The organism is Leifsonia shinshuensis, assembly GCF_014217625.1.
Taxonomy (GTDB): domain Bacteria; phylum Actinomycetota; class Actinomycetes; order Actinomycetales; family Microbacteriaceae; genus Leifsonia; species Leifsonia shinshuensis_A.
The window spans coordinates 19,998-34,886 of sequence record NZ_CP043643.1 but is presented as its reverse complement, the minus strand read 5'-3'; the positions used below and the strand labels follow the sequence as shown (position 1 = coordinate 34,886).

The 14,889-nt window shown below is 64.6% G+C and carries 23 protein-coding genes; 11 read left to right on the top strand and 12 right to left on the bottom strand.

Annotated elements, in window-relative coordinates:
• Window positions 1–27: 27 nt before the first annotated feature.
• The 5 genes from F1C12_RS22480 to F1C12_RS22460 all read left to right on the top strand — a co-directional run bounded on the left by F1C12_RS22480 (window position 28) and on the right by F1C12_RS22460 (window position 3,068).
• Entirely contained in the window at window positions 28–414 is a 387-nt protein-coding gene (locus F1C12_RS22480; RefSeq protein WP_021756253.1) for a single-stranded DNA-binding protein, read from the top strand.
• 119 nt (window positions 415–533) lie between these two features.
• Window positions 534–1,331, top strand: a complete 798-nt coding sequence (locus F1C12_RS22475) for a ParA family protein (protein WP_039920825.1) — start codon at window positions 534–536, stop codon at window positions 1,329–1,331.
• The gene (locus F1C12_RS22470) at window positions 1,328–1,753 is read left to right on the top strand and encodes a ParB family protein (RefSeq protein WP_021756251.1); all 426 of its coding nucleotides are present in this window, start codon (window positions 1,328–1,330) and stop codon (window positions 1,751–1,753) included. Before F1C12_RS22475 ends, F1C12_RS22470 begins: the two co-directional genes overlap by 4 nt.
• Before the next feature lie 35 nt (window positions 1,754–1,788).
• Complete coding sequence (locus F1C12_RS22465; RefSeq protein ID WP_021756250.1) at window positions 1,789–2,547, top strand: hypothetical protein; 759 nt, start codon at window positions 1,789–1,791, stop codon at window positions 2,545–2,547.
• Complete coding sequence (locus tag F1C12_RS22460; RefSeq protein WP_021756249.1) at window positions 2,544–3,068, top strand: hypothetical protein; 525 nt, start codon at window positions 2,544–2,546, stop codon at window positions 3,066–3,068. Before F1C12_RS22465 ends, F1C12_RS22460 begins: the two co-directional genes overlap by 4 nt.
• A gap of 10 nt (window positions 3,069–3,078) precedes the next feature.
• On the opposite strand, the gene F1C12_RS22455 is transcribed toward F1C12_RS22460, so the two are convergent.
• The gene (locus F1C12_RS22455) at window positions 3,079–3,405 is read right to left on the bottom strand and encodes a hypothetical protein (RefSeq protein ID WP_147295977.1); all 327 of its coding nucleotides are present in this window, start codon (window positions 3,403–3,405) and stop codon (window positions 3,079–3,081) included.
• Window positions 3,406–3,464: 59 nt separating this feature from the next.
• Between F1C12_RS22455 and F1C12_RS22450 the strand changes: the two genes are divergently transcribed.
• A complete protein-coding gene (locus tag F1C12_RS22450; RefSeq protein WP_021756247.1) occupies window positions 3,465–3,788 on the top strand; it encodes a hypothetical protein in 324 nt (107 codons plus the stop codon).
• Window positions 3,789–3,791: 3 nt separating this feature from the next.
• On the opposite strand, the gene F1C12_RS22445 is transcribed toward F1C12_RS22450, so the two are convergent.
• Genes F1C12_RS22445 through F1C12_RS22435 form a run of 3 tightly spaced genes read right to left on the bottom strand, consistent with a single transcriptional unit; the run spans window position 3,792 to window position 4,847 of the window.
• Complete coding sequence (locus F1C12_RS22445) at window positions 3,792–4,064, bottom strand: hypothetical protein (RefSeq protein ID WP_039920823.1); 273 nt, start codon at window positions 4,062–4,064, stop codon at window positions 3,792–3,794.
• 55 nt (window positions 4,065–4,119) lie between these two features.
• Window positions 4,120–4,416 carry a hypothetical protein gene (locus F1C12_RS22440; RefSeq protein WP_039920821.1) on the bottom strand — a complete coding sequence of 99 codons (297 nt, stop codon included), beginning with the start codon at window positions 4,414–4,416 and terminating at the stop codon, window positions 4,120–4,122.
• A gap of 35 nt (window positions 4,417–4,451) precedes the next feature.
• Window positions 4,452–4,847, bottom strand: a complete 396-nt coding sequence (locus tag F1C12_RS22435) for a hypothetical protein (protein ID WP_021756244.1) — start codon at window positions 4,845–4,847, stop codon at window positions 4,452–4,454.
• Between the two features lie 244 nt (window positions 4,848–5,091).
• Between F1C12_RS22435 and F1C12_RS22430 the strand changes: the two genes are divergently transcribed.
• The 5 genes from F1C12_RS22430 to F1C12_RS22410 all read left to right on the top strand — a co-directional run bounded on the left by F1C12_RS22430 (window position 5,092) and on the right by F1C12_RS22410 (window position 9,785).
• Complete coding sequence (locus tag F1C12_RS22430; protein ID WP_021756243.1) at window positions 5,092–5,448, top strand: peptidase inhibitor family I36 protein; 357 nt, start codon at window positions 5,092–5,094, stop codon at window positions 5,446–5,448.
• Window positions 5,448–6,284, top strand: a complete 837-nt coding sequence (locus tag F1C12_RS22425; protein WP_147295978.1) for a hypothetical protein — start codon at window positions 5,448–5,450, stop codon at window positions 6,282–6,284. Before F1C12_RS22430 ends, F1C12_RS22425 begins: the two co-directional genes overlap by 1 nt.
• Window positions 6,285–6,462: 178 nt before the next feature.
• Window positions 6,463–7,371, top strand: coding sequence for a hypothetical protein (locus F1C12_RS22420; RefSeq protein WP_147295979.1), 909 nt, complete (start codon window positions 6,463–6,465; stop codon window positions 7,369–7,371).
• Window positions 7,368–9,299: an ABC transporter ATP-binding protein/permease gene (locus F1C12_RS22415; RefSeq protein ID WP_115698370.1), complete on the top strand. Its 1,932-nt coding sequence runs from the start codon at window positions 7,368–7,370 to the stop codon at window positions 9,297–9,299. Before F1C12_RS22420 ends, F1C12_RS22415 begins: the two co-directional genes overlap by 4 nt.
• A gap of 48 nt (window positions 9,300–9,347) precedes the next feature.
• Window positions 9,348–9,785, top strand: a complete 438-nt coding sequence (locus F1C12_RS22410; RefSeq protein ID WP_081703946.1) for an SHOCT domain-containing protein — start codon at window positions 9,348–9,350, stop codon at window positions 9,783–9,785.
• Between the two features lie 310 nt (window positions 9,786–10,095).
• On the opposite strand, the gene F1C12_RS22405 is transcribed toward F1C12_RS22410, so the two are convergent.
• The 8 genes from F1C12_RS22405 to F1C12_RS22370 form a co-directional block, all read right to left on the bottom strand.
• A complete protein-coding gene (locus tag F1C12_RS22405) occupies window positions 10,096–10,758 on the bottom strand; it encodes a cation transporter (protein WP_021762832.1) in 663 nt (220 codons plus the stop codon).
• Window positions 10,755–11,099, bottom strand: coding sequence for an ArsR/SmtB family transcription factor (locus F1C12_RS22400; protein WP_021762831.1), 345 nt, complete (start codon window positions 11,097–11,099; stop codon window positions 10,755–10,757). Before F1C12_RS22400 ends, F1C12_RS22405 begins: the two co-directional genes overlap by 4 nt.
• A 65-nt stretch (window positions 11,100–11,164) precedes the next feature.
• Entirely contained in the window at window positions 11,165–12,160 is a 996-nt protein-coding gene (gene ccsB, locus F1C12_RS22395) for a c-type cytochrome biogenesis protein CcsB (RefSeq protein WP_115698371.1), read from the bottom strand.
• Window positions 12,157–12,732 carry a signal peptidase II gene (locus F1C12_RS22390; RefSeq protein WP_021762774.1) on the bottom strand — a complete coding sequence of 192 codons (576 nt, stop codon included), beginning with the start codon at window positions 12,730–12,732 and terminating at the stop codon, window positions 12,157–12,159. Before F1C12_RS22390 ends, ccsB begins: the two co-directional genes overlap by 4 nt.
• Window positions 12,726–13,103: a hypothetical protein gene (locus F1C12_RS22385; protein ID WP_185279204.1), complete on the bottom strand. Its 378-nt coding sequence runs from the start codon at window positions 13,101–13,103 to the stop codon at window positions 12,726–12,728. Before F1C12_RS22385 ends, F1C12_RS22390 begins: the two co-directional genes overlap by 7 nt.
• A gap of 61 nt (window positions 13,104–13,164) precedes the next feature.
• Window positions 13,165–13,407, bottom strand: coding sequence for a hypothetical protein (locus tag F1C12_RS22380; RefSeq protein ID WP_155829005.1), 243 nt, complete (start codon window positions 13,405–13,407; stop codon window positions 13,165–13,167).
• On the bottom strand, window positions 13,404–14,099 hold the full coding sequence (locus F1C12_RS22375) for a DsbA family protein (RefSeq protein ID WP_021762771.1): 696 nt from the start codon (window positions 14,097–14,099) through the stop codon (window positions 13,404–13,406). The genes F1C12_RS22380 and F1C12_RS22375 overlap by 4 nt, the downstream gene beginning before the upstream one ends.
• Window positions 14,096–14,677, bottom strand: a complete 582-nt coding sequence (locus F1C12_RS22370) for a M23 family metallopeptidase (RefSeq protein ID WP_051336951.1) — start codon at window positions 14,675–14,677, stop codon at window positions 14,096–14,098. The genes F1C12_RS22375 and F1C12_RS22370 overlap by 4 nt, the downstream gene beginning before the upstream one ends.
• Window positions 14,678–14,889 lie beyond the last annotated feature (212 nt).

Genomic DNA, 14,889 nt, shown 5'->3' with positions numbered 1-14,889 from the left:
GGCACCATCATTCTGGGAGGAATCGAAATGAGCTACATCACTCGCACTGGAAACCTGGCCGAGACGCCCACGCTCCGGGAGGGGGAGCACGGCCCGTACACCTACGCCCGCGTCATCGTCAGCGACCGCATCCGTCAGTCGGATGGCTCCTACAGCGACGGTCCGGCCACGGCCTACGACGTCGCCGTGAGCGGCAACCAGGCGCAGAACCTCGTGGACGCGGCCGAGGCAGGCGGAAACATCCGCGTTACCTTCTCCGGCGGCTACCGCATCACCGAGTACAAGGGCGAGCAGGGAACCCGGCTTCAGCACGAGGTCCGCGCCGACGAAATCGGTGTGAGCCTGCGCGGACAGAGCGTCACCGTCCAGCGCGCGACGGCCGCCGCCGACACCAACGACGACACCCCGTTCTGAGTCGAAGCAGGGCCGGGGAGCTGCCCGACAGCTCCCCGGCCCTGTCACGCCACGCGCACACAACGCAGCAGCATGACGTGACGGTAACAGTACTATTAGACCCATTGGAGGTAACCAACGTGACCGCTCGAATCTTCGCCCTCTGCAACCAGAAGGGCGGCGTCGGCAAGTCCACGACCACGTTTCACCTGGCGCGCGCCGCGGTGCGTGCAGGCCGGCGCGTGCTCGCCGTCGACAACGACCCACAAGGCAACCTGACGACGATCGCCGCGGCCGAGGATGTAGGGGAGGACCAGGCCGGCCTTGCCGACGCGCTCAGCTCGCGCGCACCTGAGACCATCCGCGACGTCATCGTTCCCGGCGTCTGGCCCGGCCTCGACGTCGTGCCCACCAGTGGCGTCACGCTCGGCTACGTGCGCGACGAACTCGTGATCGCCGGAGCCGGCCGAGAAGGCCGCCTGCGCGAGGCCCTGGCCAGCGTCGTCGACGACTACGACCTGATCCTGATCGACTGCGCACCCAGCCTCGACCAGCTCACCATCAACGGCCTGACGGCCGCCGATGCCGTTGTGGTTGTCACCGAATCCAAGCTGTTCAGCGCCAACGGGCTCGGCCAGCTCCTCGACACGATCGAGAACGTCAGGGCCTACTACAACCCCGGACTGAGCGTCGCGGGCGTCATCGTCAACAAGCACGAGGAAAAGACCGTCAGCGGCCGCACATGGCTGGACGAGCTGGGACAAGCCATCACGGCCCGAGGGCTGCGGATGCTCTCACCCGTCGTCCCCAAGCGCGTCGTCATCTCCGACGCGGCCGAGGCCGCACGCGGCCTCGACGAGTGGGGCGGCTCCGAAGCGACAGAACTCGGAGCCATCTACGCCGACCACCTGACTGCGATCGAAGGAGCCGCATCATGAACCGACCAGCACCACGCAAATCCAGCCTCGCCGGATCGAGCCCCATCACGCCGCCACCCGCGGCCGCGCCGACTGCCGTCGACGCCACCCGGTGGACGCAAGAACAGCACGAGGACGCCGACCAGGTAGAGCAGACCCGCCAGCTCCAGGCTGCCGAGCGCGCCGCGACGAAGCCCGCGCCACGCGAGCCGAAGTCACGGGCGAAGGTGTCGTTCTACCAAGACCCCGCCGACACCGACCGCGTGCGCGGCGCGATCCTCTACACGATGACCACTGAGGGCAGCCGCAACCTCTCGCAGTTCATCCACAAGGCCGTCATGGCCGAGGTCGAGCGCCTGGAAGCCAAGTACAACAACGGGCAGCCGTTCCCGCCCGTGGGAGCCCGTGAGCTGCCCCAGGGGGCCGCTGCGGCCAACCTGTAGACCGTCCTCGAGTATCGATCCGGAAGGACCACACGATGACCACCACACTGCAGGCGGTCGAGCCTGCCGAGCCCAACCCGGTAGCCGACGCGATCGCCGCACTCACCGCGGCGGCGCGTCAGACGCGCGTGCGCGGCGCCGGCACCGAGCAGGCCACCGTCGAGCCCGTCGATTTCGGAGAAATCGCCACCTACGTCCTCACGGCCGTTGCCGCCAACCTGGGCGGCGTTGAGGAGCTGTTGGCCGGCCGGCCCGGATCATGGGAAGCCGACTACGTGCGCCAGATCGTCCACAGCACCGCCGGCGACGACGACGCCGAGCTGCTGCGCTACCGCACCGAGCCGGTGCGGCTGCCGTTCGACGCGGAGGATGTGTTCTACGACTTCGGTCTGGGCGACCTGTACGACGACGAACGCGACGCGGCCGCAGAAGCCACGTTCACCGAGGGGATGACCGAGGAGCGGGCCGCGGCCGCGCAGCAGCTCGTCGAGGACGTCGAAGCGCTGTTCGCGCGCGACCTGGCCGCGTACGCCGAGGCGTACCTCACGGCAGCCCGCCAATACCTCACCGAACAAGGGATCACGTGCGGCGTCGAGCTGGTCACCACTCCGGTGGGTGAGATCCCAACCTGGGACGCACTCAGCGACCAGGTGCACGAGTACGCCCGCGCGAATGCGCCGCTGCCGATGACGGGGGAGGCCCCCGACTACAGCGACGGCACGCCGGCCGACGCCCTGCGCCGTGCCGGCCTCACGTACACCGGTCGCGCACGGACGAACGGCGGCACCGCATGACGAACTCCCGACTGGCAGAGGCCGCCCTTTCCAAGTACCGCTCTGAGCTGGCCGAGATTGAGGCCAAGCGCGCACAGGAAGCGGCCGAGCAAGAAGAACTCCGCTCCGAATGGTTGGCGCAGGAGACGAGCAAGCTCGCCCCGACGTACACCCGGCTCTTCCTGGCCAAGATGGGCTTGCCGGCGGACTCCGGATTCGCGGCCGATCTGCTCTGGTACATGCCTCCCACCGCGACTTCCGCGGGCACGTTCGAACGGCGCGGCGACGGCACAGTGGTCATGACAGGAGGAATTTCTGGTGAAGACGTCCTCCACGCCGACATCGATGCCATCACGATCCGCGCCGCGGTCAACAACCGTTCAGAGGATGAGAACCCTCTCGAAGTCACGCTCGTCGACGACTCCGGCCTTGGCAACCCGGAGGCCATCCCCTCCCTGTTCGCGCTCGGCCGGCTGATCACCGAAGCCCGGGAGCGGCTGGAACAACAGGCTACGGAGCGGTCGGCTGGCGACCGAGCCTGACAAGGGACTCCTATCGCCGCGGGGGAATCGGCGGCCGGTCCCAACCATCCTCGATCGCGCCCCGCCACACCCATGCCGTACGCACGATGCCGTTGACCGACGTCCAACGGACCTGAACGGCGCGATCCGTCCAGGCGATCGCCTCGCACTCTGGGCGGATCACCGTCTCCGGGAAACGCACCCACGCCCGCACCGGCCGCGGCTCCGCCGGCCGGTGAATCGGGTGGTGCTCGACGTCGAGCTCCGCATCGGTCAGACTCACCGGCTGGGCTCGGATCAGAATCTCCTCCACGCCGCGGCCGATCCCCATTTCGGGATATCGGCGGTTCGTGCTCATGCCCCCATTAGACCAGAGATTCGAAAGTATGTTCGAATGGATTCGTGCGAACGATTCGGGTGGGGGAGAGCGACTGGCTGGTGCTCGACGACGCGATCCAACCGCGCTTCTTAATCCACCACGGGCCGGCCGTGAACAAGATCACCCGCGAAACGCTGATGATGTACCGCGTCGACCATTGGGTCCTGAAACGTGCTGACCGGTGGCCATTGGGCTACTACGAAAGCCTCGCTGAGGCACAGGCCGCCGCCGAAGGCGAGCTAGGCACGCCGAAGTTCCTCGTCCCCATCACCGACCCGCACGGGCAGATCGTGACCCCGGAGGAACAGCGCGAGCGATGGAAGGCTGGCCTCGACCCACGCAGCGGGACGCCGAGGCCGTGAAGCTCAGCCGGCCTGGCGACCGTCTGGATCGAAGGTCGTACCCCCGTCGTTGAGTAGCCGACTCACGTCCGCGTTGAGCGCCATTACCTGTTCCGGATCGTCCACGATCGCATCCACCATGAGTTCGAGATAGGCGTACGCCTCCGGCGGAGCCGTCGACGTCCCATTTCGCGCGAAGGCGCGCACCAGCTCGCGTATCTCGTTGAGCTGCCACTGCTGCCTGGCGATCAGCAACGCATCCCGAAGGTGAGGGTTCGCTTCTGGTTCATCGCTCATGCCATCGACACTCTCATACCCAGAGCTGACGAGCCCTCCCGCATTACCGGGCGGCCTACTTCCGGGACGCGACCGGTTCCATGCGGCCGACATGGTAGCCGGCCACCCAGGCGGGTGCGTCCTGGTCGCTCAGCTCTGCCGGAGCGACCACCGGTGCACCCTGCCGGGCAGCTCGTCGCCCAGCGTGGAACGGTCGAAACGCATGCAGCCCTCCATCTGGGCGCCGACGCTCAGCGCGATCGCTCAGGACCATCCACACAACGACACCGATGCCGGCGACGATCACCACGCCGACGATGAACAGCACGGCGTTGTCCACGATGTTGGCCGCCCACTGCGGCAGGGTGGGCATGGGCCACGGGTCCGGGACCGCTGTGTACCCCCGCATCAGCGGTGACCCCACGCGGCGCGGATGCCGTCGCGCACATCGTCTGCGGCTCCCAGGGGCGCTAACGTCGCGTGCGACACCAAGGTGTCACCGTCCCGTTCAAAACGCTTGGCGATGCGTCCCACCTCGCTCTTGCTGAGCCCGGTGCTCGCGGCGACGTCGCGGACGCTGTGGCCGTCGACGAGGAGGGCGAACACCGCTTGCTCCTCCACCTGGTCGAGCACGTGGGATGCGATGGACGCCTGCCGGCGCGCGCGGTCGATTGCGCCTTTACCGTGCTCGCCACGGCCTACTGCGAACGCGGACTGAAAAGGCCCGCGGGCGATCCGCTCCTCAGTGGTGAGCGAGTCATGCCATCTGAGCCAATCGAGGTATCCGCCGTCTTGCTGTCCCATGCTTGGGACACTACACCATCGTCCCGACATTGGGACAGGGGGCAGGTTCAGAAACGATCGTTAGCGCAAGCGACCCGGCGGGCCATAGCGGTGCCCGACGACCAGGCTGGTGCCGCCCGAGATGGCACCAGCTTTGATGTTCTCGGATGCTCGTGGAGCTCTCGCGCTTGGTACTTGCGTCCCCTAGACAGGGCGTTCTAGACTCCGGCTCAGCTTCACGTTCACTGAGGATTGGGGAGATATCGTGAAAAAGCGTTCAATCATTGGGGTTGCAGGTGCTGCAGCTCTTGTCGCTGCTTCTGTCATTGGATTCAGCGCACCGGCACAGGCATCCATCACTCAGTGCGGCAGTAACCGCGCGTGCGCCTGGACTGACTCCAGCTATGCCGGAGCCTTCGGATCGTGGACCAGCAGCCAGTCGTCGCTTGCGGGGTTCCACGACGTCATCTCCTCCGTCGCCAACAACCGAACTGCCTATATCGGCTGGTTCAGCGACCCCGGTTACTCGGGTTCATTGTTCCAGCAGCCCGGAGGAGCCGCGGGCTTCTTCAATTGGCCTGACTGGCGTAACGACTCGTTCGACTCCCTCTACTTCTACTGATGGCGGGTGGGCGGCTGACAGCGACGACTTCAGCAGCAGCGCTCATCTTCGTCGTTGCATTGACCGGGTGTTCGTCCGGGCCGTCGCAAGCGCACGCCAACGTGCGCGCGCAGCTCAATCCGGCGACGGCACAGATTCTGTTGCCGCTTGAGTCATATGCGATGAGTTGGGGTGAGGTTCAGACGGTCAACCATGCGAACTCGATTGCGATCGAAAAGTGCATGGCCAACAAGGGGCTGACTTTCCCCCGCGCGTCTCAGGATTGGTCGGCGCTCGCGCCTCTACCGGATCGTCGGTATGGGTTATGGGCGCCGGCCGACGCTGAGGCCAATGGGTACGAGCTACCCGAGTCGAGTCAGTCGAAAGATGTTCAAGCCCAGGAGGATGCGCTCGGTCCCGATTGGTGGCAGGACTATCGGGCGTGCTTCAAATCAACCAAGCAGCTACCCGTGATGGGGGTAAACACGTCGCCGGATCAGTCGGTGGTAGATCGCGGGATGAATGAATCGTTCGAGGCTCTTCTTGCCAGCGACGAGTTTAAGTCGGTCCGGGAGAAGTGGCTCAGCTGCATACAGGACGGGGGCCTGGCGGCCAACAAGGATGCCCGGGTTCTGGTGCCTCAATTCCCTTCCGCTGGAGAAGAGCAGCTCGAGGTCGCTGCAATCGACGTACGGTGCAAAGAATCACTCAATTCCGTCCAGACGCTGGCGGACTGGGAAGCGACCAAGCAGGCAGGGTACATCGATGATCACGAGGGCGAATTGACGGCCTACCGCGACAAGGTCAAGAAGGTGGTCGCCCAAGCACAGAAATTGGTCACGACCGTTGGCGGGTGAGCCGCGGCGGCTGCGTCGTTTGGATCATCCCTTCCGCGCACTCGCATTTGTCTTAATCACGGTCCTTATCGCGGGTGCGGCATTCCTTCTGGGTATATGGGTGCGTTCGCCGGACTCGGCTGTGCTTGACGCTCGCGGGACGAATGTGCCCGTATACGCCCCGGTTGAATCCAGGACCGTGACCGCCGACATCCGCATCCAAGGCGAGGTCTCGGGGACACAGGAACAGCCGGTGACGGTTGGCCCACCGGCGGGCGCAGAGCGCATCGTTGTCACTTCTGTTTCGGCTAACCCCGGCCCACTTACCAACGGACAGCTTCTTGGTACTGTCTCGAACAGACCCGTGTTTCTGTACAGCGTGGATATACCGCTCTTCCGGAACCTGGTCGCTGGAGATACTGGCAGTGACGTCGCCAGCTTGCAAAAGGCGCTTGGAGTCCCGCAAACGGGGAAGGTCGATAGCGCCACCCTCAGTGCAGTGCGCTCCGCCTACTCAGCCGCAAATGTCGAGCCACCTGGTGGTCGATACTCCACGACGATCACCACCGCAGAGTTCTACACCGTTCCAACCTCGCTCGGCGCCCTCTCCTTGGTCTCTGTCGCTCCGGCCGGCACTTCCGTGGACAACGATCACCCCTTCGCTGTGCTGGGAATGGGATCCCCCTACGTCAGTGTGCGAGCCAGTGTCAGCGAGGCCGAACAAATCAAACTGAACGACAAGGTGACAATCACCGGCTCTGGCGGGAAAAAGGGCACCGGCGCCGTGGCCAAGATCAGTGACTTCCAGTCGAGCCCCACCAGCGGCGGACGGCCACCCGGCCGCGACATCCAAATCAACCTTGATGCCGGCGGAAACCTGACGGCAGGCGACGCCGTCGCAGTCCTCTTCGGCACCGAGTCAAAACCCGACATGGCAGTGCCTACAATCGCCATCCGGTCGGACTCTGGCGGTGACTACGTGATCAAGCGCAGCAAATCGGATACTCCTGCGCGCACTCCAATCGTCGTGGTACGAAATGCGGACGGGTGGACGGCCATCAAAGCTGAGGGCCTCGCAGTCGGGGACGAGATATTGGTGTCCCAATGACCGTTTCACCGCCACGGCTCACGCTCAACCATATCCAGCGCCGTTACGGAGAGTCGCAGCAGTGGTTCGCTGTCCGAGAGGCGTCCTTGGTCGTCGAACCGGGCGAATTCCTCGCGATCGTGGGGCGATCCGGATCGGGAAAGTCGACACTCCTCAACATCATCGGATTGCTCGACTCACGCTGGGAGGGGAGCTACCACCTCGGCGACATTGACGTTCGCGGTCTGAGCGCAACACAGATCGATCACCTGCGCAGCACAACCTACGGATTTATCTTCCAGTCCTCCTACGCCAACCCATACGAAAGCACCGAACGAAACGCGACGCTGGCCCTCGCAATTCAAGGAGCACCGCTCCGCGAGCAATCCGAAAAGGTCTCGCGAGCGTTAGAAGCCGTGGGCCTTGATCAAAAGGCCGCTGCACTGGCACGGTCACTCTCCGGTGGGGAACGTCAAAGACTTGCCATCGCGCGGGCCCTTACAACGAATCCTTCGATCATCGTCGCGGACGAGCCCACCGGAAACCTGGACAGCGAGACCGGCGATCAAGTGATGGAGGCCCTGCTCGAGCTCAATCGACAGGGAGCAACGGTCATCCTCGTCACCCATGATCCGAGGATTGCCGCCTACGCCGACCGAACGGTCCGGATGGCTGACGGTGTTCTAGAGATCACGGGGGCAGAAAATTCTGTTGGCTCGAAACTTGACGGACAGGAACGGCCGTCGCTGGCAGTGACTCCCTCAAAGGAGCGTCGTGGCACACGGTCACGACGGGCATCGGATCGCCTCACTCGGGCGATCAACAACGTGACGTCTCGACCGCTGCGTTCTGTCGCTCTGATTGCGGCCTTCGCTCTCGCATTCGCGGGACTCATCGGCGCGGCCGGCATCGGCGCGACTGCCTCGCAGCAGATCGCCGGACGGCTAACGGCCGCAGCTCGGGACGAGGTTCGGGTGAACGTACCGGCGGGTACATCAGACGAGGAGGCCGCCGCCTGGCTAGACCGACTCGGGGAGCTCCCACATGTCCGAGAGGTCGGGCAGGTGGCACCCCTCGACGCCAACACCGCACGGACAAGCCGGTTCGCATTCACTTCGGCCAGCGGTAACTCGCCCTTTCAAGGGAGCACCGTGGCCGTTGATAGTGGACTCTTCGGGGTGCTGGATATCGGAACGTCCCCCCAGAGCCTGAGCAGGCTCTTCTCATCGACCAAGGAACACGTGGCGCTCGTTGGTGCGGACGCGGGCGCACAGCTCGGCCTGTCCGACAGGGGCGGAATTGGAGCTGAGGTCTGGGTCAACGGCGAACCGTATACAGTCGTGGGCACTATCACTGCTGCGCCTCGGGAACCGAACCTCTTGACGAGTGTTGTCGTACCGTTACCGCCTTTTTCGGCCGGTTCTCGACAAATCGTGGTCCGAACTGATCCTGGCTTTGCCGGACCCTTAGCCAGCGCGATACCGCTCGCTCTCTCCCCGGCATCCCCCGCAGATATCTCAGTCGAGACCGCTGCCGAGCTACGGAACTTGCGGGTAGGAGTGCAGACCGACCTCAACGGGTTACTCGCCTCGTTGGCGATCGCGCTTCTGGCCCTCGCCATACTTAGCGGCGCCTCAGCGATGTTCATCTCAGTTCAAGCACGCACGCAAGAACTTGCGCTAGCCCGGGCCGTGGGACTGGGACAACGCGGCGTAGCGGCAATCTTTCTCTGGGAAGGCGTCGTTATCGGCCTCGCTGGCGCACTTGCCGGAATCGCAGGCGGATTAGCAATTTCCGTCGCAGTCGCCGCCGCGCGCGGATGGACCGCGATCGCGCCTTGGGAGACGATCGCGATCGCGCCGGTAGCCGGCGCCGTCTGTGGGGCTCTCGCGGCCTTCCTTCCCGCCGTACGCGCCGCGCGAATTGACCCCGCCGACGCCATTCGATAATCGCCCAGAGGCGTGCCACCTCGCCACCCACAGGACTACCCTCGACGCATGAGCGCGAAAGTTCTCACATCCGAGCTGAGTGAAGCCCACACCGAGCGCGGATCACACGGTGCACTGCTGTGGATGGTTGGGGCGGCTGCCGCGATCTCCGGAACGATCATTTTTCTGATTCAGGCCGATCGCGCAGGCATTGCAGAGGTCCGTGCTTCTCAATTTGACCCGGCCGCTGCTTCAGCCGCTGCAGACGCGAGGCTGTGGATGTGCGGAGGGATCCTTCTGGCTGTAGTGGGAATCTGCCTCGTTGGCGGGTATCTCGCTTCTCGAATGCGGACGTCGTGGCGGCGTCACCAATGGGCCGCCCGCCAAACCGTGCGCCACATGCCGCCGCGATTTGCTCGACAGCTCCGCCAGCTGGCCGCTCTTCACGACGAAGGAGTTCTTACTGATGCGGAGTACGAGCAGGGCAAGCGAAAGCTCCTAGAGTAGGGCAGCCTTGGCGCAGAGCCTGAATCCGACCGCGCTGACACCGAAAGCGATCGTTTCTGGGACGCTGAGGCGATCGCTCTCGTCTGTGACTTTGGTCGCTGTGTGGCGGTGTTCTGTTATCGCTGCGTGGCGGCATCGCTGGTACGTAAGCGGATCCTTCAGCGGGCGGGTACGACATCTCCGACCGTGCGGGGCAGATGCGGTCGAGGCGTGCGTGGATGGAGGGCCTGTTGGCGTGCATTCATGAGGCGTGCCATTTGCGTGGGCGTATCGCGCGGCTGAGCCAGGAGGGCGAAGCGTTGCGCATCACCTACTGATCGTGGTCGCTCCCGTCCTCTAGCACCATTCCAACAGATGTCGCGCAGGCATCGCCTTTCCAAGCCTCCAGCCCTTCACGCAGTGCGAAAACCGCGATGACGAGGCCCGCGATCGGGTCTGCCCACCACCAGCCGAAGGCGCTGTTCAGAACAAGCCCGATCAGCACCGCTGCTGACAGGTAGGTACAGATCAATGTCTGTTTGGAGTCGGCAACCGCTGTCGCAGAACCGATTTCCTTCCCAGCGCGACGCTCGGCGAGGGAAAGGAAGGGCATGATCACGACACTGACCGCGGTGAGGATGATCCCAAACGGTGAGTGTTTTACATTGACAGCTCCGACCAGGGCCAGCAGCGAGCTCACGGTTACGTAGGCCGCGAGCGTGAAGAACGCGACCGCGATGACGCGCAGCGTGCCCTTCTCCCATCGCTCCGGATCTTTCCGAGTGAATTGCCAGGCGACCGCGACAGCGGAGAGCACCTCGATGGTTGAGTCCAAGCCGAAGCCGACGAGTGCGGCTGAGGATGCGGCGCTTCCGGCGGTGATCGCGACGACGGCCTCGATGAGGTTGTACCCGATTGTGATCGATACGATCCATCGGATTCGTCGACGCAGAACGCCGCGGCGGGCGTCTGTGAGTGCGGTCGCCGTCGTCATGTGCAGTTGCACTCCTCGCCCTCGCAGCACCCGGGTTCAACGTAGAGGACCACCCGAAGCAGCTCATCCAGTGCAGGGGCGATGTGCCCATCGGCAAGTCGGTACCAGGTGCGTCGGCCATCCGGGATGGCCTCGACCAGGCCGCAGCCGCGCAGACAGGCCAGCTGATTCGACATCACCTGACGGCTCACGTCCAGGGCGTCCGCGAGGTCAGATGGATAGGCGGGTGCTTCCCGCAGGGCCAGCAGGATACCCACTCGTGTGGGGTCGGACAGCGCGTGGCCGAAGCGGGCGAGAGCGGCGGTGTGTGTGATGGTCGCCGCCGGCATGACGATGCTCATTCCACCAATGTACAGCGAATGCTGAATTAATGCATCGCTGTACTGTTGCCCTCCGGGGCTTGGACTTACAGTCCCGAGTAGGTGTGCAGGCCCTTGAAGAAGACATTGACGATACCGAAGTTGAACAGCACGGCGGCGAAGCCGATGATCGCGAGCCACGCGGAGCGAGAGCCACGCCAGCCGCGCGTGGCGCGGGCGTGGATGTAGCCGGCGTAGATCACCCAGATGATGAACGTCCAGACCTCCTTCGTGTCCCAACCCCAGTAGCGACCCCAGGCTGCGGAGGCCCAGATGGCTCCAGCGATGAGCGTGAACGTCCAGGCGATGAAGCCGACGATGTTGATCCGATAGGCGAGGTTCTCTAGCGCGACCGAGTCTGGCAGGGTAGCCAGGAACCGGAATTGCTGCGGAAGAAACTCCTTGACCTGGCCTTCACGCCGGTACTGCAGCAGTTGGAGTCCGGATAGCGCGAATCCCAGGGCGAAGAACGCGGTCCCCAGGACGGCGACGATGATGTGGATGACCAACCAGTAGGACTGGAGCGCCGGCTGCAGGGGAACGACAGGAACGTAGTACCGCAACAGTGCCACGCCTTGCAGCACAAGCACCAGGCCGACGATGAACGTGCCAAGGTACTTGATGTCCCACTTGAGGTTGGCGAGCAGGAAGACACCAACGATGACCAACGTGCCGGTCATCGAGAACTCCCACATGTTTGCCCAGGGAACTCGGGCCGCAGCGACGCCGCGCAGCACCGTCGCGATGAGATGGAAGGCGAAGCCCGCGATCGTCAGACCGAATGCCCATCGTGTGACGCCGCGGGCGGCGCGGGACGGCGCTCCTTTCGATTTGGTCGACTGCTCGCTGGATTCCTCGCCGATGACAACGGTCGTCGGTGGCTGTGTTGCCGCGATCCGTCGTGCGACCGCGCTGGGGACGGTCGTTGTCGCTTCGGCTCCGCGTCTGGCCAGGTCGATGGAGAAGACCACGAAAGCCGCCGTGTAGAAGCCCATCGCGACGTAGAGTGCCACCGTCGAGAGTGCGGAGAGGGTCCCGGTCATGCGCCGGTCACCGTGTCGTGAACGGTCGCCGCCGCGACGCCCTGCGCGCGGCGGTTTTGGACAGTTGCGGCAACTACCGCGGCCGCGATGCCGCCCACAGTGAAGACGTCGGCGAGGTTAAAGATGGCGAACCAGCTGACGGAGAGGTAGTCGACCACGGCACCGCTGAGGACGCCGTGCTCTCCTCGGAGCGCGCGGTCGACCATGTTGCCCCAGCCGCCACCGGCGGCGATCGCGAGCAGTATTGTCACCGTCGGGTTCTCCCGACGAATCACTCGTCGGATGATCCAGGCCGTGAGGACGGTCAGGACGATGAGGATTCCGGCCGCCAACAGGGGGCCGACTCGGGCGCCGAGCCCGAACGCCGCTCCAGCGTTCAGGACCAGATTGAGATCCAGGCTGGGGATCACCGTCGGCACGGGCTGGCCATACGGGAGTGAAAGGATGGCGATGCCCTTGACTGCCTGGTCTACAGCAATCGCGAGAAGGCCTGCGGACAGCGCACGCAACGCCACGCGTCGACGGTCGACGTCTCCAGTGGTCGCCGTCTCTACGGCTTGTTCGGTCAACATAGGGTGGTCAGCGCCTTCATCTGTTCGGAGAGCTTCTTGGTGAGCACGTCCGAGCTGGTGCCCGTCGACGACCCGGTGGATTCCGCTTTCAAGACGGGGATGAGTTTGTCGATGGTGTCGACCACGTTCTGCACGGCAGTCTGCTGCTTCCCCGCGGGCAGTTGATCGGCGATCGGCGCCAGGATCGTCCGGGCGGCCTTCAGCTGGTCGAGGGCCGCCGCGGGGTCGAGCACCGCGGACTTCAAGGCGGCATCGATGTCGGATGCCACCTTGTCGGTGATCGGGGTGACCAAGGGGCAGGCGGCGTTCTGCGCTTGCTTGGATACGGTGTCCCCGATCGAGCAGCCGGAGAGCAACAGGGGTGCCGCCAATGCGACCGCTGTAGCGGCGATGAGGACGGGCCGGTTAGTAGTGGACATGATTCTTCTCGATTCAGCGGGTTGGTCGATGACGCTTGATGATCCGAATGAGGGTGTCGATGTCGTCGCTGAGTGCCTCGAGCTCCACGTCAGAGTCTGCGGGCCTGCGGCGGAGGAGGACCTGGAGCTGGACGGAGGCCGCGGTCGCTGCTTCGATCAGCTCCCGGTACACGGCTGCCGGGATGGTCTCGTGTGCTTCTGGTGTCCTCCACAGCCGTTGCATCTGGCGGCGGATCCGGCGGTCGCCCAACATCATCGCCGCCACGCCTTCTCCAGCTCGGCGGCGAATTGCTCTGTGGAGGTCAGCGTGAGCTTCTCGCCGTTCAGGAAGAACGTTGGTGTACCCGCCACACCCAGCTGGACACCGTCGGTTTGATCCTTCATCACCCGGATCCGGAGTGTCGGGTCGGCGATGTCTTTGTCGTACTGGCGCATGTCCAGGCCGAGCGACTCGGCCACAGATCGCAGAACAGTCGACTGGTCATCCTGTCGTTCGGCCCACTGCGTCTGAGTTTGGAAGAGCTTCGAGTACATCTCGGTGAACTTGCCTTGACGGCCGGCTGCTTCGGCAGCCATCGCCGCGTTCATCGCGTTCTTGTGACTCGGGATGGGGAAGTAGCGAGCGATGAATGTGACACGGTCCTTGTACTGCTCACGCAGCTGCTCGACCACGGGGTAGGCGGCGCCGCAGGCTTCGCACTCGAAGTCGAGGAATTCCACCACCGTCACCTTGTCCGTCGGCGCCTTCTGCAGGATTCGGCTGTCGGCTCGCACTACGGCGGGCGCTGCGTCCTGTTTCGATGCCGATTGCGCCCGGCCGACGAGCACGATGACGATCACGACGATGAAGGCGAGCGCGATGACGATGGTGTTGGCCCAGAATCGCGCGGAAAGCCGGCGGGTCGGCTGTGGCTTCCGGCGTGGCTGTTTCGGCATGGTGGTACTCATCTCGCTCGTGCTCGGAGCCAGGAGTACGGGTCGATCGGTGTCTCGCCGTTCGCCCAGATCTCCAGGTGGAGGTGATTGCCGGTGCTGGCGCCCGTCGTGCCGACCCGTCCGATGATCTGGCCAGCCGCGATGCGGTCGCCGGCCCGGACCTGCAACGACCCGAACTGCATGTGCGCGTAGAGGCTTGCGAATCGCTCACCATTGACCCGGTGGTCGATGATCACATTCACGCCGAACCCGACATCGGACTCTTCGGCGGAACGGACCACGCCGTCAGCGATCGCGGCGATCTTGGTGCCGCCGCCGGGGGTCATGTCCAGGCCCTTGTGGTTGCTGGAGCACCCGGAGCAGGGCGCGGAGCGCGACCCATAGCCGTCGCTGATCGGGACATCGCCGGCGAACGGCCACTGGATCGGGCCAAGCGTGTTGCCCACGAGAGTGCCCGCGGGGTCCGTTCGCGCCGCAGCCTTGAGTTCGGCTTCTGAGGTCGCGCTGGGTGCGTCACGATTCACCGGAACGGCTGCGCCGCCGGTCTGCCCGATAGCCTGCGGCACACCCGCGACGATGGTGTCGGCCACCGTTTCGAGGGCGCCGTCAGGTTGTACAGCTTCGGCTGGAACCGAGGTCGCCACGCTCAAAGTCACGGCGAAGACGGCCCCCGCCAGAGGAAGTAGCAGGGAACGGCGGGCAGGCCGACCCTTGGAGCGCGGCCGGCTGCGGCGTCGCCGTCTTGGGACGCTCCGTTCAGCGGAGAGAGCCTCACGACGTGATCGAGGTTCAGCGGGGGCGG